Here is a 17,997-nt window from a genome sequence, read left to right as displayed (position 1 = left end):
GAGCCAGAGCCAGAGCCGGAGCCGGAGCCGGAGCCAGAGCCAGAGCCAGAGCCAGAGCCAGAGCCAGAACCGGAGCCAGAACCGGAGCCAGAACCGGAGCCAGAACCGGAACCAGAGCCGGAACCAGAGCCGGAACCAGAGCCGGAACCAGAGCCGGCCGGATTCACCCCGGAGCGGGACGAGGGGGCGGAGACGGGCGCGACCGCCAGTGGGCCGGCGGGGCAGGAGGACGAGCCCTTCGAGGAGCCGGGTTTCGGGGCGGATTACCTGAGCAATCCGCCGCCCGACTATCCGCGGATCTCGCTGCGTCGTGGCGAGGAGGGGACCGTGCTCCTGCGGGTCCGGGTTTCCGCGCAGGGGCAGCCGCTGGACTGGTCGGTGGAGGAGAGCAGTGGCCACCGGCGTCTGGACGAGGCCGCTCAGGCAGCGATCGAGCACTGGGAGTTCGAGCCGGCGCGCCGTGGCGGCCGCGCGGTGGAGGGCGTGGTCCTGGTGCCAATGGAATTTTCGATTCGATAAACGCGTGAGCCCCGCCGCAGGGGCGCCGTCGAGGATGACTGCATGAACGAGTTCGATGTTTTCTACGTGTTTCGCCATGGCGACCCGGTGCTGATCGCGGTCTTCCTGGTCCTGCTGGTGATGTCGGTGGCGACCTGGGCGATTGCCGCGAGCAAGCTGTTCACGCTGTTCGGTGTGCGCCGCGACAACCGCGCGACGCTGGAGGCCTTCGATGCGAGCCAGACGGCGCCGGCCTTTCACGATGCGATCCGTGATCAGCGCGGTCCGCTGGCGGCGATCGGCCAGGAGGCGTTCGCGGCGTTCGACGACTATCGCGGTGTGCGGGATGGCTCGGACAAGGCCGAGCAGCGTCTGGACGACCACGTGGTGCGCCGAATCCGCCAGGCGATGGACCGCCAGCTGTTGCGCATGCAGGCCGGCAACATCGTGTTCGCCTCGGTCGGGGCGCTGGCACCGTTCGTCGGGCTTCTGGGTACGGTCTGGGGGATCCACGGCGCGCTGATCGACATCTCGCAGGAGTCGTCGGTATCCATGGACCTGGTCGCCGGGCCGCTCGGTGAGGCCCTGGTGGCGACGGCCGCCGGTCTGGCCGCGGCCATTCCGGCGGTCGCATTCTTCAATATCTTCAATCGTTCCCAGCGTCTGCTGCACCAGGATTTCGAGGCCTTCGCGCATGATGTGCATGCCCTGCTGATGCACTCCGACCTGATGCCGGGCAATGCACGCCAGGCCCGCGACCGCCGTACCGATCCGCATGCGCTGCCGGACGACGGCCTGCATCAGGGGGTATGAGCGATGGCCTTCGGACGCATGGGTGATTCCAACGAGCCGATGTCGGACATGAACGTGATCCCGCTGGTGGATGTGATGCTGGTGCTGCTGGTGATCTTCATCATCACCGCGCCGGTGATCACACACTCGGTGGATCTGGATCTTCCCCAGGCCACCAGCGAGCCGGTGGATGAACTGCCCGAAAGCGTCACCCTGGCGCTGGACGGGGGTGGCGATCTCTACTGGAACAACGAGCCGATTGCGCTGGAGCAGCTCCCGACGCGCCTGCGCGATGTGCTCGAGACACAACCGGACGTCGCGATCTACCTGCGCGCGGACCGCGACACCCGCTACGAGCGGCTGGCCCGGGTGATGGCCGAGGTGCGCCAGTCCGGGGTGGGCCGCATGGCCTTCGTCTCCGAACCGGAGGGGGAACGATGAATTCCGGCTCTTCTGAATCGGTCAAGCCCGCCGCCCGCGAGCAGACGGGCCCGCGCGAGATCGCCAGCGAACAGTTGCTGGGACCCGCGCGGCAGATCCGCATCTGCCACCGTGGCGAGTGGTACACCTTGCGCCGCACCGCGAACGACAAGCTGATCCTGACCAAGTAGAACCACACGAAACACCCGTCACGGTCCGTACCGTGACACCTGCCAGCCAGGGGAGCCCCTCCCTCAGCCAGCCTCCAATCCGTCACCGATCCGCGGCGTCTCGACGTCCGGGCGGTATTGATACTGGCTATTCAAGGGAGACCACCATGGCTCGAAACCACCAGCCGACCCACCGAACCGAACCGCGAGCAACGCGTTCGCCCATCCACGGCGCCTGGAAACGGCGGGCGATCGTGCTCGCGATCGCCGGGGTCGCGGGTATTCCCGCGCTCCATGCCCATGAAGCCGACCCAGGGACAGTCCCCGAACCCGAGGCCCGGCTTGCACCGGTCCAGATTCTCGGGGATGTCACCGCGACGCAGCGGCTGCCCGGTTCAGCGGCCGTTGTCGGGCGTGACCAACTGGAAACCGAAGGGACCACCGATATCCATCAGGCGCTCAAGACGGTGCCCGGTGTCTATGTGCGGGAGGAGGATGGCGCGGGCCTGCGGCCGAATATCGGTATCCGGGCGGCGCCGCCGGGGCGCAGCAGCAAGGTGACGCTGATGGAGGACAACGTATTGATCGCCCCGGCCCCGTATTCCAACCCGGCGGCCTACTATTTCCCGACCGCCAAGCGGATCCACGAGATCGAGGTACTGAAGGGAGCGCCATTGCTGCGCCATGGCCCCCAGACGACCGGGGGGGTGATCAACCTGGTGTCCACGCCGATCCCCCGCGAACGTGAAGGGTCCATCGAGGCGGTGGTGAACGATCGCGGCGGCACCGATGTGCATGCCATGTTTGGCGACCGTTCCGGCGACTGGAGCTACATGATCGAGACGGTCCAGCGGGACGGGGCCGGTTTCAAGGACATCGATCGCAGCAACCGGGATACCGGGTACGACATCCAGGACTATGTCGGAAAACTGCGCTGGGAGGGTGAGCGCCAGAGCATCGAGACCAAGATCCAGTATTCGGAGGAGACCTCGAACGAGACCTACCTCGGTCTGACCGACGAGGATTTCGCGCGGGACCCCAACCGGCGATACGGCCTTTCCGAGATCGACCAGATGAATAACGATCACCTCGGGCTGAGCCTGACGCACGACATCGACTGGTCGGATCGCGTACGCATGACCACCACCCTGTACCGCAACGAATTCGCGCGTAACTGGTTCAAACTTGGTGGCGGCAGTGCGTTTATCGACGACGCCAACCAGGGGGATGCCACCGCGCAGCGGATCCTCCGGGGCGAGGAGGATGTTGCGGACCTGACGTATCGCAACAACAACCGCGAGTATGTCTCCGAGGGTGTCCAGACCGAGTTGAGCATGGACTTCGGGGACCACTGGCTGCGCGCGGGTGCCCGCTATCATCAGGACGAGATGGATCGGTTCCAGCCGGATGATATCTATGACCAGGTGAATGGCTCGCTGGTCTACCAGGACACGATCCAGCCGACGGGCAGCAACAACCGGTTCGAGGATGCCAAGGCCTGGAGTTTCTGGGTGGCCGACGAGTGGTACGTGAACGATCGGCTGACCGCCAACCTCCTGCTGCGCTACGAGGACGTCGAGACCTCGCGTACTCAATACGGCGACGCGCAGCGCACGGTTGTGGACTCCCGGCGTTCCAATTCGAGCAGCATCTGGTTGCCCGGGGCCTCGCTTACCTATGACGTGACGGATCGCTGGCAGGTCCTTGCCGGCGTACACCGGGGATTTGCCCCCCTGGGCGGCGGTGCGACCGAGGAACAGGATCCGGAAACCAGCACCAACTGGGAACTGGGTGCCCGTTATCAGGGTGATAACGCCTTCGTCGAGGCCATCGGCTTCTACAGCGATTTCTCCGACTTCGTGCAGAACTGCTCGATCGCCACGCCCTGCTCGGACGGATCCACCTCCGGGACCTTCACCACCGGCGAGGCGGTGATTTCCGGTCTGGAACTGCGTACGTCCACAAGCATGGATCTCGGCAGCTTCCGGGCCCCGCTGGAGGCTAGCTATACCTACACCAGCGCCGAATACAGCGCGGACAACGCGGTTTCCGGTGTGCAGAAGGGAGACCGCCTGCAGGCGATCCCGCGTCACCAGTTCAGTCTGCGCGCGGGGCTCGAGCATGGCAGTGGCTGGAACAACTACGCCATCCTGAAGTACATCGACGAGACCTGCAGCAGTGACGGCTGCAATCGTGCGTCGGGGGACTTCAACCGTACCGAGTCGCTGACCACGCTGGACCTGGTAAGCCGCTATCCGTTGGGTAAGGACACTGACTTGTTCGTGCGCGCCACCAATGTGCTGGACGAGCAGAGCATCATCTCGCGGTACCCGGACGGGGCCCGGCCCAACGAACCGCGCACCTTCTCGGTGGGCCTGAAGCACCGCTTCTGAGACCCCCGAACGGGGTTTGCATGTGCCTCCGATTGGCCGCGGCCTTGTCCGCGGCCTTTTTTATGGATCGGTTTCCGTGGGTGTGCATCACAGTTTGCAGGCCCAGGGCCCGAACGAATCGAACCAACGGAGTTCAGCCGGGCCTTAATGCCGAGTGCCCCGGCGGCGGGTGACCCGCTCGTGCGTAGGGAATGATCCAGAACGGACTGCAACGGTAAAGGAGAACACCATGTGGAAATCACGACTGACGATTCTGCTGCTTGCCCTGATGATGGCGCTGGGCAGCGCGACCCTCGCGGGCTGTGACAATCAGGGCCCGGCGGAAGAGGCCGGCGAGAACATCGACGACGCCATGGACGACGCTGGCGACGCGATGGAGGATGCCGGGGACGAGATGGAGGATACCTTCAGCGACTGATCCCGGCTGAGCCGAAACAAAAAGCCCCGGCACGCGCGGCGTGCCGGGGCTTTTTTGCTTTATCCGGATTGGACGCCCCTGCAGGGCGTCCGGGGGTCAGAAGTTGCCGTCACCCTCCGGTTCCATGCCGCCATCGGACGGGGGCTGCTGCATCTCGCCCTCCTGCGGCGGCTCCTGCATGCTCCCTTCGGGTGGCGGGGCGCTCTGCATGCCGCCTTCACCGCCCTCGGGCTGTTCCTGCATCTGTTGTTCCTCGAACTCGTCCATGCCCATGTCACCGTCGGAGCAGCCCATCAGAAGTACAAAGGGTGCGATGGCCGCGGCGGCCAGGATCTTGGTGGAATGCTTCATGGAAACTCCTGTCCATTGAGGTGGATGTAAACGCGCAACTGCGTTCACACCTCTTGACCCTTGAGCCCCCTCCGGTGTTTCGGGAAATTCATCACAGCTTTGCGTTTCGCCCGGGGCGTGGTTTCTGTCACGCATCCTCGTGCGGTTTGTCGACGGCCCTTCGCAGGGTCGCTAGAGTGAGACAATGGCAATTCCGGACGGCAGTGATGGCGCAATCCTCTTCGCAAGAATCTCTCCTGGAGCAGGCTCGCAATGCCTGGGCCCGCGGCGAACACGCCGTCGCGATGACCCTCTGGCGGCAGGGGGCCGAGGCCGGGGACCCGCAGTGCGCCTTCAACCTGGGGGTCCTGCTGGATGAGGGGCAGCACCTGCCGCGGGATCCCCTCGAGGCCGCGCAGTGGTATCAGCGTTCGGCCGAGGCCGGGTTCCCGGATGCCGCCTTCAACCTGGCCGTCCTGTTCGAGCAGGGGGACGGCCTGGAGGCGAACCCCAACGAGGCGGCCCGCTGGTTCCATATTGCCGCGGAGCGCGGGAATGCCCAGGCGATGTTCAACCTGGGGCTCAAGTTCGACGAGGGCCGGGGCCTGCCGCAGGATGCGGAACAGGCGGCCCAGTGGTATCTGCTGGCGGCCGAGGCCGGCGAGGGGCGCGGTGCAGCCAATCTCGCGCGGCTGTTCGCGATGGGCGAGGGCGTGGAACGCTCCGATGTGTCGGCATTCAAGTGGTATGCGATCGCGGCGGAGATGGGGATCGCGAGCGCGGCGCGTTACCGCGAGCGTGTGGCGCGCGAGCTGAGTCCCGACGAGCGCCTGCACGCGGGCGAACGCGCCCAGGAGTGGCTGCAGAACCAGGCACAGGCCAAGGCAGCGCCGCGCCTGCAGTAGCCGGCACGGCCGCCTGTCAGGGATGCAACCTGAAGGAAGCGCCGGGATCTCGCGAGCCGATCGCCACGGCGCTGCGCGCCTCGCGATGACGGCTGTTGGGTGTTCGGGATGACGAGAGCGTGGGGTGGCGTGTCACGCAGGGACCGAGGGCATTGCCAGGGACTGAGGGCAATGCGTCGTGACCCCAACGCGCTTCTTCCGATCTTCCGGGCCTTCCTGTGAAGCGCTGTGGACCTTCTTCGTGCGCTCCGCGGAGGGCTAGACCACCACGTTCAGTTCGCGGCGTGGCTCCTCGGCCGGCCCGGCCAGACTGACCGCGAGTTCTACGCGGCGGCGCAGGGCCTCGACACCGACGCCGCCCAGCACGCCACCGTCCGGCGCCGCGGCCCCTTCGGCGTCATTGCCGCTACTGCGGAAGGCCTCGATCTGGGCCGCGACCCGGGCCCGCGAGGCCATCTCCTGTTCCGAGCGCGGGGGGAAGGCCAGGCCCTGGTCCTGTTCGGCATCGCCGCGGCGGTTCTCGTCCTGTTCCGCGCGATCCTCGATCGGGCGGCGGGCCTCGCCGGCCTCGGGGTCGTTCAGCGGGCGATCGAAATCGGCCGGGGTGGAGAGCTGCCCCAGGCCCAGCCGGTCGCTGCCGGTCGGGCGTGTGCCGACCGGTACCGCAGCAGACGGGTTGGTGACCGGGACTTCCATCGCGTAACTCGGCGAGCCTCCTGGTAGGTCGTGTTCTCAGGCGTTGCCCGGATTCAGGCGCGTACGTCCAGCAACGAGCCAATCATCCGGTCCTCGGCCTGCAGGGTCTTCACCGAGGCCTCGACCTGATTCTGGCTGGCGATCATGCCCACCTGGGCACCCATACTCTCGCGACTGCCCGCGTTCTCGGTGGCCACCGTGTGGGCCTGCTGGCGCATGCTGGTCATGCCCTTCTGGATGCCCGCGAGGGAGTGGCTGGCGTCGATCATGTGCGTGAACCTGTCCGGCAAACCTGTAACTCGTTGACCCGATTATAGATCAATTAGTTGCATTTCACCGCCCGGCGGCTCCGCGCCGGGTCAGGCGGGGGCGAGCAGGGCCTGCAGGCGGGCGTGCACCGCGGCGCGTGCGCCGGACTGGCGGGACTGCCATTCAGCGAGGCGTGCGCGCCGTGCCGCCGGGTCGATCCCCTCCGCGAGGCGCGCGAGCACCTCGTCGGCCACCCGCTCGGGGTCCTCGCCGCGAGCGACGAGGCCGGTGTGCTCGGCGGCGATACGCAGTCGCGTGGCGGCATCCGGGTGGCGTTCATGCTCCGCCGGGCCGCAGATGACCGCGCTGCCACAGGCCAGCGGCAGGCCCAGGTCGGGCGGGGTCTCGCTGGCGGCCAGGGTGCCGCCCGGCAGGGTCACCTGGGCGCAGGTGTAGGCGGCGTGCAGCGTCTCCGGATCCTCGATGTAGTAGACCCGGTTCTTGCGCGGCACGAAGGAGGTCATGAAGCGGTTGTGGCGGATGATCGGCAGCGAGTACTTGATGGCGTCGCGATAGACCGGCTCGTGACGAGCCGGGTCCGCGGGGGCCAGTAGCAGGATGGCCGCGCTCTTGCGCAGAACCGCGAACAGCACGGCAAACGCGAAGGCCTCCTCGCCCGGGCCGGTGTTGGGTGCCAGCAGGATCGGATGGCCCTTTTCGTGGTATTCGCGAAAGCGTTCGCAGAATGCGCTGGAGTCGGACGGCGGGGCCGGCAGTTCCACCGCCCCGGCGATCGGGTCGCCGATCACTTCGGCGATCCCGGGGGCCGGGGCGTCTTCGCGCGCCGCGAACACGGCATCCCACTCGACGCCCCCGGTGTCGCCCTCGGCATTCACCCAGATGCGCGGTGCATGGAGCGAGGCCAGTGCGGGGCCCAGGTCGTGCTCGCCGGCCCGCAGGGGCCCGATGACCACGACGGCGCGCGGCCGCAGCCGCGCCAGACGCGGGGCCGCCAGGTCCGGGCGCATCGCCAGCGCCGGGGTGGCATCCATCAAGCCGGCCGCCTCGCGGTCATGGCCGCAGTCGGTGACCCCCAGCGTGATCGGCCCGACGGCGTCGGCCAGCTCCGCGAGCCAGTCGGCGGCCGTCTCAAGGGTGGCCCGCGGGGCGAGGATCAGGATGCGCCCGCCGCTGTCGCCGGGGACGGAGCGGGCGGTGATCCAGGCAGACAAACGTGCGAACATGGCGGGCTGGTATCCGGTGGTCGGGCGAGCGTCGCATTATACGAGGCGGCATGGCGCGCCCGCCACGGCCGGGCTTTGTGTCTTCAAGGGGAATTGCGCGATGCATGTACGCTGGATCATCGGGCTGGTGGCGATGGGGGTCATCCTGGCGCTGGCCATGTGGGTCTACTCCAACCCGGGTGGCATGCGCAGTCAGCAGTTCTCCGACCTTCCGTGGCAGATCGAGGTAGGGGATCGCCAGCGCACGCGGGTGCTGGGCATCGTGCTGGGCGAGACCACCATGGCCGACCTGATGGGCCTCCTGCCGGTGCCGGACATCCGCCTGTTCGTGGATGCCGACGGTTCGCGTTCGGTGGAGGCCTACTACGTGAACGCGCGCATCCCCCCGTTCGAGGCCAACCTGATCCTGCGCCCGGATCTGGATGAGGCGGCGCTGGACCGGATCGAGGCCGAGACGACGTCCGAGCGGCCCATGCCCAGCGGGGCCCGGCGCTACGGACTGAGCGACGACGCCCTGACATCGCTGGGCAACGTCCCGATCGTCGAGATGAGCTACATCCCGCGCGCCCACTGGACCGAGGACCTGATTACCCAGCGTTTTGGCGAGCCGCGCGAGCGCCTGCGCATGGACTCCGATCACAGCTACTGGCTCTACCCCGAGGACGGGCTGGCCATTCTGGTCCCGCGCCGCGGGCGTGTGCTGATGCACTACGTGACCCAGGAGCGCTGGGGACAGACCGTGGAACGCCTGCGCGACGAAGGGCGCCGCCGCCTAGGCGAGGACTACGGGGATCATGAGTGAATCGGCCGCGCCGGATGCCCGCCCGTTCTGGGAGCGCCCGCTCGAGACCCTGAGCCACGAAGAGTGGGAGGCCCTGTGCGACGGCTGCGGGCGCTGCTGCCTGCACAAGCTGGAAGACGAGGACTCGGGCGAGCTGGCCTTTACCTGGCTGGCCTGCGACCTGCTCGACTGCGAGACCGGTTTCTGCTCGGACTACGCCAACCGCCGGGACTTCGTGCCGGACTGCATCCAGCTGACCCGAAAGGACCTGCCCCACTATCACTGGTTGCCGCCCACCTGTGCCTATCGCCTGCGTTTCGAGGGCCACCCGCTGCCGACCTGGCACCCTCTGCTGACGGGCGATCCGGAGACGGTCAAGCGCGCCCGCGTCTCGGTGGCCGGCCGGGTCATCCGCGAGTGTGATGCCCCCGACCTCCCCCTGATCGACTACGTGGTCGACTGGCCCGGCCAGGTGCCGGAGTCCGCGCGCCTGTGGCGCCCGGTAGTGCGTTTCCCGCAGGAGTAGCCATCGGTATGGCGGGATTCGTCGACCTGTTCGTGTACGGGACGCTGAAGCGGGGCTTCGCCAACCACCGGGCGTTCTGCTCCAGCGCCCTCCGGATTCGCACCGCGACCATTGTCGGGTCGCTATATGACTTACCCGTGGGCTACCCCGCCGTGCAGATCCCCGCCAGCAGCATTCTCCTGAAAGCCGGGCAGGACCCGGCCCGTGACGCGGGGCGTCAGCGCCGCTTCCGGGGGCTCGCGCCATCAGCCCCGGATGCGGCGCAGGAGCTTGTGCACGGCGAGTGGATTCGCCTGCCCGATCCGCCGCGGGCCCTGCCGCGCGTCGACGCCCTGGAGGGTGTGCGCCCGGACGGCCGCGGGGAGTATCGCCGGGCCCTGGTGCCCGCCTGGACCGAGGATGGTCCCACGGCCCTCTGGGTCTACTGGATGCCGCGTCTGCCACCCGGTGCGCGCCATCTGGCGGGTGGCGTCTGGCCGGCACGGCCCTGAACTGCATGGTTCAGCGGTGGTGATCCTGTAGCGCCCGCTCCACGATCCGCTGCGCTCATCGCATCCTGCGTGTTGTCCTTTGTGGCCTTCGTGCTGGACTAACCGGCGGAGGACAGGAGTTCGCGGGCGTGGGTGCGGGTGGTCTCGGTGAGCTGGGTGCCGCCGATCAGGCGGGCCAGGGCCTCGACGCGGCGCTCGTCGTCCAGCGGCTGGATGGCAGTGCGGGTGCCGTCCTTGCCGTGCGATTTCTGCACCTCCAGCTGCTGGTGGGCCTGGGCGGCGACCTGGGCCAGATGGGTCACGCACAGGACCTGATGGCGCTCGCCCAGGGTGCGCAGCTTGCGCCCGACGACCTCGGCGACCGCGCCGCTGATGCCGCTGTCGACCTCGTCGAAGATCAGCGTGGGTACGGTCTGCTGCTGGCTGGCCAGCACCTGTAGCGCGAGCCCGATACGCGAGAGCTCGCCGCCGGAGGCAACCTTCGCCATCGGCTGCGGGGCGGAGCCGGGGTTCGCGGCGACGCGGAACTCGATGTGATCCACGCCGTGCGCCTGCGGTTTGTCGGCGGGCTCGATCGCGATCTCGAAGTGGCCGCCGGCCATGCCCAGCTCCTGCATGGTGTCGGTGACCGCCTGGCCGATGCGCTTGGCGGTCTGCTGGCGGGCCTTGCTCAGCGCCTTGGCAGCCGAGTCGAAGGCGGTACGGGTCTCCTGTTCGCGCGCCTCCAGGGCCTCTAGGGTCTGGTCGCCGTTCTCCAGGGCGTCCCGCTCGGTCTGCAGTTCGTCGTGCAGGCCCGGGAGGGCCTCGGGATCGACCCGGTGCTTGCGCGCCAGGCGCAGGTACTCGCCGACGCGCTGGTCCAGCTCGGCCAGGCGTTCCGGGTCCAGTTCGATGCCGTCGGCCAGCCGACGCAGGGTGTCGCCGGCCTCAGTGATCTGGATGCGCGCGGACTCCAGCAGCTCCAGCGTCGGGTTCACCCGTTCGTCGTGCTGCGCGGCGTCCTGCAGTGCGTGCAGCACATGGCCGATCTGGGCATCGACGCCGGCGTCGTCCTCGATCTGCTGGCTGGCGGTCTGCAGCGCGCTCAGCACCTCGGTGCCGTGGGCGAGCTGGTTCTGCTCGACCAGCAGTTGCGGGTATTCGTCCTGTACCGGGGCCAGTTCAGCCAGCTCGGTGGTCTGGAAACGCAGCAGGTCGAGGCGGTCGGAGGTGTCGGCCTGGCTCTCGCGGGCCTGCTCCAGCGCCCGGGCGGCCTCGCGCCAGGCCTTGTGGGCCTCGCGCACGCGGGAGACCCGGTCGCCTTCGAGGAAGCCGTCCAGCCAGAGGCGCTGGGTGTCGCGCTGCAATAGCTGCTGATGGGCGTGCTGTCCATGGATGTCCACCAACCACTCGCCCAATGTGCGCAGCTGGCCGACCGCGACCGGGCGGCCGTTGATCCAGGCGCGGCTCTTGCCCTGGCGGGTCAGGACCCGGCGCAGCAGCACCGCGTCGTCGTCGGGGTCCGCAAGATCCTGCTCGGCCAGCCATGTGCCGGCCGGGCCCTGCCCGGGCAGGGCAAACTCCGCGGACAGGTCGGCCTGCTCGGCCCCCTCCCGCACCATGCCGGCGTCGGCGCGGTCGCCCAGCAGTTGGCCGATTACGTCGATCAGGATGGACTTGCCGGCCCCGGTCTCGCCGGTCAGGGCGCTCAGGCCCGTGTCCAGCTCCAGTTCCAGCTGGTCGATGATGGCGAAGTCGCGGATGCTGATCAGTCGCAGCATGGGATCAGGGCTGCTCGCCCCAGCGCAGCTTGGTTCGCAGCACGCGCAGGAAGTGATGTTCGCGGGGATGGATCAGGGTCAGGGCCTGTTCGCGACGGTGGATGCGCAGCAGGTCGCCCGGGGCGAAGTCCACGTTCTCCTGGCCATCCAGCGCGACCTGGGCCGGGGAACGGCTGCCACTGGACAGGCGGATCTCCACCGTGGAGCGGCCGCTGACCACCAGCGGGCGGTGGTTCAGGCTGTGCGGGCACACCGGGACCATGACCATCGCGTCCAGCTGCGGGGTCAGGATCGGCCCGCCGGCGGACAGGGCGTAGGCGGTGGAACCCGTGGGCGTGGCCACCACCAGGCCATCGGCGCGCAGCCGGCCGACGTCCATGCCGTCGATCGCGGTGTCGAACTCGATGATGCGCACCACGCTCAGTACATGGACCACGACGTCGTTCAGCGCGATCCCGTGGTGGATGGTGACCCCGTCGCGGATCAGCTCGGCCTCCAGCATCGCCCGCGGCTCGCGCTCGAAGGCCCCGTCCAGGACCTCGCCCAGTTCCTCCGGGGCGGTGTCCGGGGAGACATCCACGAGGAATCCCAGGCGACCCAGGTTGATCCCCAGCAGCGGCGTGTCGGCGTCGGCGACCTTGCGGGCGGTGGCCAGCAGGGTTCCGTCGCCGCCGATGACGATCAGCAGATCGACCGCGCTGGCCAGCTCCTCCAGCGGCAGGAGCCCGACCCGCTCCGGACGCTCGAAGCCGTCGATCTCCTGTTCCATGAAGACCTGGCGGCCGCGCTCCTGCAGCAGACCGACCAGCGTGGCGACCAGCGGTGCGGTGCGCGAGTCGCTGGTCTTGCCGACCAGCCCGACCTTGTTGAAGTCTGGCATCATGCCGGCATTATCCGGAAAAGGGACCGCGACTGCACCCGGGGTTTCTTGACCGGATTCCGGCACCATCCAAGACTGGTACCTTCTGGCACTCGACCGAGTGGAGCGCTGACGACCCATGGAAAACGCTTTCATCAATCTGGACGCCAGGGCCCGAACCCTGCTGCGGACCCTGATCGAGAGCTACATCCGGGACGGCCAGCCCGTCGGCTCGCGTACCTTGGCCCGCAGCTCCGGGCTGAGCGTGAGCGCGGCCACCGTGCGCAACGTGATGGCCGATCTCGAAGACATCGGTCTGATCCATTCGCCGCACACCTCGGCCGGGCGCATCCCGACGCCGGCCGGCTACCGGCTGTTCGTGGACAGCCTGCTGGAGGTGCGCAACCCCTCGCCGGAGGAGGTGCGCGCGATCCAGTCCGGCTTCGACCCGAACGCCAGTACCCAGGATCTGATGGACACCACCAGCAACTTGCTGTCGCGGGTTACGCGCATGGCCGGGATGGTGCGCCTGCCGCGGCATCGCAACGTCGCGCTGAGCCAGATCGAGTTTCTGCGCCTGGGCGAGGGACGCATCCTCGCGATCCTGGTCATCGACGGCAAGGAGGTGCAGAACCGCGTGCTGGAGCTGGAGCGCGACTTCGGCCAGGACGAGCTGCAGCGCATGGCCAACTACCTGAACGCCCATCTGGCGGGCAAGAGCCTGCACGCCGTGCGAGCCGAGCTTCTGCGCGAGATGCGCGACGTGCGCGACGACCTGGACGCGATGATGCTGGCGGCGATCGATCTGGGCGAGAAGGCGGTCGGTGACGAGGACCCGGACGACGTGGTCGTGGCCGGCCAGACTCACCTGCTCGGCTACGAGGAGCTGGCGGACATGGAGCGCCTGCGCCAGCTGCTCGAGGCCTTCAACGAAAAGCAGGAGATCCTCGGGATTCTCGACCAGTGCATTCGCAGCGACCGCGTGCAGATCTTCATCGGCCGCGAGTCCGGGCTGGACTGGTTCGAGAACTGCTCGGTGGTGACTGCGCCCTACAGTGTGGATGGCGAGGTGGTCGGCGTGTTGGGGGTCATCGGACCCACGCGCATGTCCTACGACCGGGTAATCCCGATCGTGGACGTGACCGCGCGTCTGCTCGGCTCGGCTTTGGGCGATCAGCCGCCGGGCGACCCGAAGTAGCGGGCCGCCCTTGAAACCCGGACGGATGCCCCCACAGTCCCCGTAGTCAACCCGAATACCCCCGCCTGCCGGCTGGCGACCCGGCGGGCGGTTTCACTTTTCATTGATTCGCGAGGCCAGCATGTCGGAACAGCGGGAACCCCAGGAACAACCGGAAGAGCTCGAGACCGGGAACGAGGCGGCCCCCGAGGCCGATGGCGACCATCCCGGCGAGGGCGATACCGAGGCACGGCTGCAGGAGCTCGAGGCCCTGGCCGAGGAACGGCGTGACCAGGCCCTGCGCGCGCAGGCGGAACTGGAGAACCAGCGCCGGCGCTTCGAGCGCGAGCTGGAGAACGCGCACAAATACGCGATGGAAAAGTTCGCCTCCGAGATGCTGGAGGTCGGCGACTCGCTGGAGATGGGGCTGAAGGCGGCCCGCGAGACCCAGGATGTCGAGCGCATCATCGAGGGGGCCGAGCTGACCCTGAAGAACCTGACCAAGGTCTTCGACAAGTTCGGCATCCAGGCCGAGGACCCGACCGGCCAGCGCTTCGACCCGGAGCGCCATCAGGCGATGTCCATGCAGGAAGACCCGGAGAACCCGCCGAACACCGTGGTGGCGACCATGCAGAAGGGCTACATGCTGCAGGATCGCGTACTGCGCCCGGCCATGGTGGTGGTCTCCAAGGCACCGACCTCGCCGAACATCGACGAAAGCGCCTGACCCGGCTACCCGGGCGGATCAGGGGGCGGCTCGGATATCGCCCCTTGAAAACCCGGCCCGGGCCCCCAGATTCCCGTACAAGTTGGCAGAGAACGACGCTCTGCAGCGCCACTTTTTCGCATCAGGAGATTTCAATCATGGGCAAGATCATCGGTATCGACCTCGGGACCACCAACTCCTGCGTCGCCGTGATGGAAGGCGACCAGGCCAAGGTCATCGAGAACGCGGAAGGCACCCGCACCACCCCGTCCATCGTCGCGTTCAGTGACGACGGCGAGGTGCTGGTCGGCCAGTCCGCCAAGCGCCAGGCGGTCACGAATCCGCAGAACACTGTGTTCGCGGCCAAGCGACTGATCGGCCGCAAGTTTGACGAAGGCGAGGTCCAGAAGGACATCAAGCTGGTCTCCTACAGCATCGTGAAGGCCGACAACGGCGACGCGTGGATCGAGGTGCAGGGCAAGAAGATGGCCCCGCCGGAGATCTCCGCGCGCGTGCTGCAGAAGATGAAGAAGACCGCCGAGGACTACCTCGGGGAGGAGGTCACCGAAGCGGTGATCACCGTTCCGGCCTACTTCAACGACTCCCAGCGTCAGGCGACCAAGGACGCCGGCAAGATCGCCGGGCTTGAGGTCAAGCGCATCATCAACGAGCCGACCGCGGCCGCGCTGGCCTACGGCATGGACAAGCAGCGCGGGGATCGCAAGATCGCCGTGTATGACCTGGGTGGCGGTACCTTCGACGTCTCGATCATCGAGATCGCCGAGGTGGACGGCGAGCACCAGTTCGAGGTGCTGGCGACCAACGGCGACACCTTCCTGGGTGGCGAGGACTTCGACAATCGCCTGATCGACTACCTGGTCGACGAGTTCAAGAAGGACCAGGGCATCGACATCAAGGGCGATCCGCTGGCGATGCAGCGCGTGAAGGAGGCCGCCGAGAAGGCCAAGATCGAGCTGTCCTCCAGCCAGCAGACCGAGGTCAACCTGCCGTACATCACGGCCGACAACACCGGGCCGAAGCACCTGGCGCTGAAGATCACCCGCGCCAAGCTGGAGAGCCTGGTCGAGGACCTGGTCAAGCGCTCCATCGAGCCGTGCAAGGTTGCGCTGAAGGACGCCGGCCTGTCCGCCTCCGAGGTGGACGACGTGATCCTGGTCGGCGGCCAGACCCGCATGCCCAAGGTGCAGGAAGCGGTGCAGGAGTTCTTCGGCAAGGAGCCGCGCAAGGACGTGAACCCGGACGAGGCCGTTGCGGTCGGCGCCGCGGTGCAGGCCGGCGTGCTGGGCGGCGACGTCAAGGACGTGCTGTTGCTGGACGTGACCCCGCTGTCGCTCGGGATCGAGACGATGGGCGGCGTGATGACCAAGCTGATCGAGAAGAACACCACGATCCCGACCCGGGCCAACCAGGTGTTCTCCACCGCCGAGGACAACCAGACCGCGGTGACCGTGCATGTGCTGCAGGGCGAGCGCGAGATGGCCAGCGCCAACAAGTCGCTGGGCCGCTTCGACCTGCAGGACATCCCGGCCGCGCCGCGCGGTGTGCCGCAGATCGAGGTCACCTTCGACATCGACTCCAACGGCATCCTGAACGTGTCGGCCAAGGACAAGGCCACCGGCAAGGAGAACAAGATCGTCATCAAGGCCTCCTCCGGTCTGTCCGACGAGGAAGTCGAACAGATGGTCAAGGACGCCGAGGCGCATGCCGAGGAAGACAAGAAGTTCCAGCAGCTGGTCCAGGCACGCAACCAGGCCGATGCCCTGGTGCACTCCGCCGAGAAGTCGCTGAAGGATCTGGGCGACCAGGTCTCCGACGACGAGCGCTCCGCGATCGAGTCGGCCGTGGCCGAGGTCAAGACCGCGATGGAAGGCGAGGACGCCGATGCCATCGAACAGGCCACGCAGAAGCTGGCCGAGGCCTCCGGCAAGCTGGCTGAGAAGGCCTATGCCCAGAACGCGGACGCCGCGGGCGAGGCCGGTGCCGAGCAGGCCGACAGCGGCCAGCAGGGCGACGATGTCGTGGACGCCGAGTTCGAGGAAGTCGACGACGACCAGAAGAAGCAGGGCTGATGCCCGTCCGGCGGCGCCTTGGCGCCGCCGGACTTCGACCACACGCCACGCCCGGGGTACACGGTACCTCCGGGCGTTTGCGTGAAGGCACTCCGCGTTCGCGCGAACGATCTACCTGGAAATGACCATGTCACAACGCGACTATTACGAGGTGCTGGGCGTCGCCAAGGACGCCTCGGCCGCCGATATCAAGAAGGCCTTTCGCCGCCTGGCAATGAAGTACCACCCCGACCGCAACCCGGGGGACGAGGAGGCCGAGGCCAAGTTCAAGGAGGCGCGCGCCGCCTACGACGTCCTCAGCGACGATCAGAAGCGGGCGGCCTACGACCGCTATGGCCATGCCGGCGTGGACGGTTCGGGCGGCGGCTTCGGCGGCGGGGCCGGGGCCTCCAACTTCAGCGACATCTTCGAGGATATCTTTGGCGATATCTTCGGGGGTGGTGGAGGCGGCCGCGGTCAGCGCGCCTACCGGGGCTCCGACCTGCAGTACAACCTGGACCTGACGCTCGAGGAAGCCGTGTTCGGCACCGAGGTCAAGATTCGCATCCCGACCACGGTGTCCTGCGAGGCCTGCGACGGCTCCGGCGCCGAACCGGGGACCTCGCCGGAGACCTGCCCGACCTGCAACGGGGTCGGGCAGGTACGCATCCAGCAGGGCTTCTTCTCGGTGCAGCAGACCTGCCCGCGCTGCGAGGGCTCCGGCAAGATCGTCTCCAGCCCCTGCAAGTCCTGCCACGGCAAGGGTCGGGTGCAGGAGCAGAACACCCTGGACGTGAAGATCCCGGCCGGTGTGGACTCGGGCGATCGCATCCGTCTGGCCGGCCAGGGCGAGGCCGGCATGAATGGCGGTCCGCCGGGTGATCTCTACGTGCAGGTGCGGGTGAAGCCGCACAAGCTGTTCCGGCGCGAGGGCTCGGACCTGCACTGCGAGGTGCCGGTGTCGTTCGCGACCGCCGCCCTTGGCGGCGAGCTGGAGGTCCCGTCGCTGGACGGCCGGGTCAAGCTGAAGGTCCCCGCGGAGACGCAGACCGGCAAGCAGTTCCGGGTCAGCGGCAAGGGCGTGAAGTCGGTGCACGGCGGTGCCGTCGGCGACCTGATCTGCCGCGTGGTGGTGGAGACGCCGATCAACCTGACCAAGGAGCAGAAGCAGCTCCTGCGCCAGTTCGAGGAATCCACTCAGGCCGGTGGGACCAAGCACAGTCCGCAGGCGCAGTCCTGGGTGGACGGGGTGAAGGGCTTCTTCGAGGACCTGAACTTCTGGTCCAAGTAACCCGGCCATAGTCGTGCCGGGGACCACTCGTGTTTATTGCACCACAGAGTGCACAGAGGCCACGGAGAAAAAACGGGCAAGGGCAAGGGCGATTTACAGGAAGTTTGGAAGACAGAAAGATTTTTTGGGTGAAGGGATGGACCGTTGACCGCCGCGTGGCACGGCACCGATAGTGCCCACGCAACCGCCCACATCATCCCTCTTCCGATCTTCCCGTCTTCC

At 67.5% G+C, this 17,997-nt stretch carries 20 protein-coding genes; 14 read left to right on the top strand and 6 right to left on the bottom strand.

Features of this window, described 5'->3' with window-relative positions:
- From F614_RS15015 to F614_RS0112805, 6 genes are all read left to right on the top strand, one after another.
- Window positions 1-519: energy transducer TonB (locus F614_RS15015; RefSeq protein WP_019559022.1), on the top strand; the 519-nt coding region annotated here is incomplete at its 5' end.
- A gap of 42 nt (window positions 520-561) precedes the next feature.
- Entirely contained in the window at window positions 562-1,311 is a 750-nt protein-coding gene (locus F614_RS0112825; protein ID WP_018865784.1) for a MotA/TolQ/ExbB proton channel family protein, read from the top strand.
- Between the two features lie 3 nt (window positions 1,312-1,314).
- Window positions 1,315-1,731: a biopolymer transporter ExbD gene (locus tag F614_RS0112820; protein ID WP_018865783.1), complete on the top strand. Its 417-nt coding sequence runs from the start codon at window positions 1,315-1,317 to the stop codon at window positions 1,729-1,731.
- On the top strand, window positions 1,728-1,901 hold the full coding sequence (hemP, locus tag F614_RS14655; RefSeq protein WP_018865782.1) for a hemin uptake protein HemP: 174 nt from the start codon (window positions 1,728-1,730) through the stop codon (window positions 1,899-1,901). The genes F614_RS0112820 and hemP overlap by 4 nt, the downstream gene beginning before the upstream one ends.
- 233 nt (window positions 1,902-2,134) lie before the next feature.
- Complete coding sequence (locus tag F614_RS0112810; protein ID WP_019559021.1) at window positions 2,135-4,273, top strand: TonB-dependent receptor domain-containing protein; 2,139 nt, start codon at window positions 2,135-2,137, stop codon at window positions 4,271-4,273.
- 229 nt (window positions 4,274-4,502) lie between these two features.
- Entirely contained in the window at window positions 4,503-4,691 is a 189-nt protein-coding gene (locus tag F614_RS0112805) for a hypothetical protein (protein ID WP_019559020.1), read from the top strand.
- A gap of 96 nt (window positions 4,692-4,787) precedes the next feature.
- On the opposite strand, the gene F614_RS0112800 is transcribed toward F614_RS0112805, so the two are convergent.
- Window positions 4,788-5,042, bottom strand: coding sequence for a hypothetical protein (locus F614_RS0112800; RefSeq protein WP_018877321.1), 255 nt, complete (start codon window positions 5,040-5,042; stop codon window positions 4,788-4,790).
- A gap of 206 nt (window positions 5,043-5,248) precedes the next feature.
- Here F614_RS0112800 and F614_RS0112795 point away from each other — a divergent pair, with 206 nt between their 5' ends.
- Window positions 5,249-5,926 carry a tetratricopeptide repeat protein gene (locus tag F614_RS0112795; protein ID WP_018865778.1) on the top strand — a complete coding sequence of 226 codons (678 nt, stop codon included), beginning with the start codon at window positions 5,249-5,251 and terminating at the stop codon, window positions 5,924-5,926.
- Window positions 5,927-6,184: 258 nt separating this feature from the next.
- Here F614_RS0112795 and F614_RS0112790 read toward each other — a convergent pair whose 3' ends face one another.
- The 3 genes from F614_RS0112790 to F614_RS0112780 all read right to left on the bottom strand — a co-directional run bounded on the left by F614_RS0112790 (window position 6,185) and on the right by F614_RS0112780 (window position 8,115).
- Window positions 6,185-6,622: a hypothetical protein gene (locus F614_RS0112790; RefSeq protein WP_018865777.1), complete on the bottom strand. Its 438-nt coding sequence runs from the start codon at window positions 6,620-6,622 to the stop codon at window positions 6,185-6,187.
- Window positions 6,623-6,675: 53 nt separating this feature from the next.
- Entirely contained in the window at window positions 6,676-6,891 is a 216-nt protein-coding gene (locus F614_RS0112785) for a hypothetical protein (protein WP_018865776.1), read from the bottom strand.
- A 90-nt stretch (window positions 6,892-6,981) separates the two neighbouring features.
- Window positions 6,982-8,115 (bottom strand): hypothetical protein, encoded by a 1,134-nt coding sequence (locus F614_RS0112780; RefSeq protein ID WP_018879940.1) that lies wholly within the window; start codon window positions 8,113-8,115, stop codon window positions 6,982-6,984.
- Window positions 8,116-8,215: 100 nt separating this feature from the next.
- On the opposite strand from F614_RS0112780, the gene F614_RS0112775 reads away from it, so the two are divergent.
- The 3 genes from F614_RS0112775 to F614_RS0112765 are packed head-to-tail and all read left to right on the top strand — an operon-like array spanning window position 8,216 to window position 9,913.
- Window positions 8,216-8,917 (top strand): hypothetical protein, encoded by a 702-nt coding sequence (locus F614_RS0112775; protein WP_019559019.1) that lies wholly within the window; start codon window positions 8,216-8,218, stop codon window positions 8,915-8,917.
- A complete protein-coding gene (locus F614_RS0112770) occupies window positions 8,910-9,422 on the top strand; it encodes a YcgN family cysteine cluster protein (protein ID WP_018865773.1) in 513 nt (170 codons plus the stop codon). The genes F614_RS0112775 and F614_RS0112770 overlap by 8 nt, the downstream gene beginning before the upstream one ends.
- 8 nt (window positions 9,423-9,430) lie before the next feature.
- On the top strand, window positions 9,431-9,913 hold the full coding sequence (locus F614_RS0112765; RefSeq protein ID WP_019559018.1) for a gamma-glutamylcyclotransferase: 483 nt from the start codon (window positions 9,431-9,433) through the stop codon (window positions 9,911-9,913).
- Between the two features lie 98 nt (window positions 9,914-10,011).
- Here the strand turns inward: F614_RS0112765 and recN are convergent, their stop codons facing one another.
- Together recN and F614_RS0112755 are read right to left on the bottom strand one after the other, a co-directional pair.
- Window positions 10,012-11,673: a DNA repair protein RecN gene (gene recN, locus F614_RS0112760; RefSeq protein WP_019559017.1), complete on the bottom strand. Its 1,662-nt coding sequence runs from the start codon at window positions 11,671-11,673 to the stop codon at window positions 10,012-10,014.
- A gap of 4 nt (window positions 11,674-11,677) precedes the next feature.
- Window positions 11,678-12,556 (bottom strand): NAD(+) kinase, encoded by an 879-nt coding sequence (locus F614_RS0112755; protein WP_018865770.1) that lies wholly within the window; start codon window positions 12,554-12,556, stop codon window positions 11,678-11,680.
- 115 nt (window positions 12,557-12,671) lie between these two features.
- Here F614_RS0112755 and hrcA point away from each other — a divergent pair, with 115 nt between their 5' ends.
- The 4 genes from hrcA (at window position 12,672) to dnaJ (ending at window position 17,775) form a co-directional block, all read left to right on the top strand.
- Complete coding sequence (gene hrcA, locus F614_RS0112750) at window positions 12,672-13,730, top strand: heat-inducible transcriptional repressor HrcA (RefSeq protein WP_019559016.1); 1,059 nt, start codon at window positions 12,672-12,674, stop codon at window positions 13,728-13,730.
- Between the two features lie 121 nt (window positions 13,731-13,851).
- Window positions 13,852-14,436, top strand: coding sequence for a nucleotide exchange factor GrpE (grpE, locus tag F614_RS0112745; RefSeq protein WP_019559015.1), 585 nt, complete (start codon window positions 13,852-13,854; stop codon window positions 14,434-14,436).
- 137 nt (window positions 14,437-14,573) lie between these two features.
- On the top strand, window positions 14,574-16,505 hold the full coding sequence (gene dnaK / locus F614_RS0112740; protein ID WP_018882471.1) for a molecular chaperone DnaK: 1,932 nt from the start codon (window positions 14,574-14,576) through the stop codon (window positions 16,503-16,505).
- 121 nt (window positions 16,506-16,626) lie between these two features.
- A complete protein-coding gene (gene dnaJ, locus F614_RS0112735) occupies window positions 16,627-17,775 on the top strand; it encodes a molecular chaperone DnaJ (protein ID WP_026329866.1) in 1,149 nt (382 codons plus the stop codon).
- Window positions 17,776-17,997 lie beyond the last annotated feature (222 nt).

Origin of the sequence: Thioalkalivibrio sp. ALE12, from assembly GCF_000381105.1 — a bacterium.
In the GTDB taxonomy this organism is placed as follows: Bacteria; Pseudomonadota; Gammaproteobacteria; order Ectothiorhodospirales; family Ectothiorhodospiraceae; genus Thioalkalivibrio.
This window is presented reverse-complemented; position numbering and strand designations above follow the sequence as displayed.

Bases quoted from the DNA above. Each gene is read 5' to 3' on its own strand.
- recN (WP_019559017.1), bottom strand. From the start codon at position 11,673: ATGCTGCGACTGATCAGCATCCGCGACTTCGCCATCATCGACCAGCTG.
- F614_RS0112765 (WP_019559018.1), top strand. From the start codon at position 9,431: ATGGCGGGATTCGTCGACCTGTTCGTGTACGGGACGCTGAAGCGGGGC.
- F614_RS0112780 (WP_018879940.1), bottom strand. From the start codon at position 8,115: ATGTTCGCACGTTTGTCTGCCTGGATCACCGCCCGCTCCGTCCCCGGC.
- dnaJ (WP_026329866.1), top strand. From the start codon at position 16,627: ATGACCATGTCACAACGCGACTATTACGAGGTGCTGGGCGTCGCCAAG.
- F614_RS0112770 (WP_018865773.1), top strand. From the start codon at position 8,910: ATGAGTGAATCGGCCGCGCCGGATGCCCGCCCGTTCTGGGAGCGCCCG.
- F614_RS0112805 (WP_019559020.1), top strand. From the start codon at position 4,503: ATGTGGAAATCACGACTGACGATTCTGCTGCTTGCCCTGATGATGGCG.
- F614_RS0112790 (WP_018865777.1), bottom strand. From the start codon at position 6,622: ATGGAAGTCCCGGTCACCAACCCGTCTGCTGCGGTACCGGTCGGCACA.
- F614_RS0112785 (WP_018865776.1), bottom strand. From the start codon at position 6,891: ATGATCGACGCCAGCCACTCCCTCGCGGGCATCCAGAAGGGCATGACC.
- F614_RS0112795 (WP_018865778.1), top strand. From the start codon at position 5,249: ATGGCGCAATCCTCTTCGCAAGAATCTCTCCTGGAGCAGGCTCGCAAT.
- F614_RS0112825 (WP_018865784.1), top strand. From the start codon at position 562: ATGAACGAGTTCGATGTTTTCTACGTGTTTCGCCATGGCGACCCGGTG.
- F614_RS0112775 (WP_019559019.1), top strand. From the start codon at position 8,216: ATGCATGTACGCTGGATCATCGGGCTGGTGGCGATGGGGGTCATCCTG.
- F614_RS0112755 (WP_018865770.1), bottom strand. From the start codon at position 12,556: ATGATGCCAGACTTCAACAAGGTCGGGCTGGTCGGCAAGACCAGCGAC.
- dnaK (WP_018882471.1), top strand. From the start codon at position 14,574: ATGGGCAAGATCATCGGTATCGACCTCGGGACCACCAACTCCTGCGTC.
- grpE (WP_019559015.1), top strand. From the start codon at position 13,852: ATGTCGGAACAGCGGGAACCCCAGGAACAACCGGAAGAGCTCGAGACC.
- hrcA (WP_019559016.1), top strand. From the start codon at position 12,672: ATGGAAAACGCTTTCATCAATCTGGACGCCAGGGCCCGAACCCTGCTG.
- F614_RS0112820 (WP_018865783.1), top strand. From the start codon at position 1,315: ATGGCCTTCGGACGCATGGGTGATTCCAACGAGCCGATGTCGGACATG.
- hemP (WP_018865782.1), top strand. From the start codon at position 1,728: ATGAATTCCGGCTCTTCTGAATCGGTCAAGCCCGCCGCCCGCGAGCAG.
- F614_RS0112800 (WP_018877321.1), bottom strand. From the start codon at position 5,042: ATGAAGCATTCCACCAAGATCCTGGCCGCCGCGGCCATCGCACCCTTT.